The 1167-nt window shown below is 40.4% G+C and carries 1 protein-coding gene; it reads right to left on the bottom strand.

Annotated features, from left to right (window positions below; all coding sequences use genetic code 11):
- Window positions 1-2: 2 nt before the first annotated feature.
- The coding region (locus M1R56_RS09985; RefSeq protein WP_248036034.1) for an IS110 family transposase at window positions 3-1167 on the bottom strand (1165 nt) is incomplete at its 5' end.

Below are 1167 nucleotides of genomic sequence, written 5' to 3'. Positions count from 1 at the left end.
CCTTATCGATTTTGGGTCAAAGAGTAATCGTAAAGTTTGTTATGCGTAATGAGGTAATACATTGTTCGAATGAGACGATGTATAGAGGCAATCGCATGTGGCTTGGTTGAAGCTATTGTCGATTGTCTTTTTCGTTTCTCATAAAAGTCGGCGATATGGCAGGGATTGGTATGACTAGCTGAAGCGATGTTATGAATGCACTTGAACAAGATTTTTCTGGCATAGGGATTACCTCGCTTAGTAATGTGTTCCTTGGCGAGAAAGTTCCCAGATTCATAGTGTCTCAGGTCAATGCCAATAAAAGCGTTGATTTGATTGGTAGACTGAAAGCGACGAATATCTCCCAATTCGCCAATGATAGATGTCGCTGTGGTTTCTGCGATGCCAGGAATTGATCGTAAGATGTCATACTCTGGTAAAGGCTGAGCTAGAGCTACCATGTCGTCTAAGACAATCTGTCTGTGCTCAGAAAGACGAAGCAATTCTTGAGCATAGTAACGAACCTCTTCAAGCATTGGGGAGATTTTCTTGACCGCACAAAAAGATTGTTTAGCGAGTTTTATAAGTTTATCAGTCAGGTAAGCAATACGCTTTTCAGAGATTCGTTTGGAGGTAGATTGACGGATAATCTTACACAATTCATTTTGAGATAGGTTTAATACAAACTCTTTGCATGGAAAAGCCATCACTAAATTCCAATATTGCTCTCCAGTTGGTGTGGATAAGAGATTTTCCAATTCAGGAAAGGTGACTTGTAAGACCTTGTGTAGACGGTTTTTAGCTCTAACAATGTCTTCTGTAAGATTTTGATAGAAACGGCTTAAATCACGCAGGTGTTGATAAACTTCTTCCTGCGCATAAGTTGGTTTACGATTGAGTATAAACTGAGAATGAGCCAACTTTTCAGCGTCAATTTTGTCTGTTTTACGAACTCGCAGACTGTCCAGTTGCTTCTTAGCTTCCAGAGGATTCAGCTGTGTATAAGCGTAGCTGTATTCCTCAAGAAAGGCTCGCAGACGCCGAGAATAGACACCAGTAGCTTCAAATATAATCTCAGGGTTATGAACAGTTTTCAAGTCATTCAAAAGACGATTGAAGCCAATGGCGTCATTGAGCATAGTGTATCCATGAATCTTTTCACCGTTGACTAAAATTGCCACCTCAGAA

The organism is Streptococcus sp. oral taxon 431, from assembly GCF_023115445.1.
In the GTDB taxonomy this organism is placed as follows: Bacteria; Bacillota; Bacilli; order Lactobacillales; family Streptococcaceae; genus Streptococcus.
Note: the sequence above shows the minus strand (reverse complement) of the source record. Positions and strands in the feature narration are given on the sequence as shown.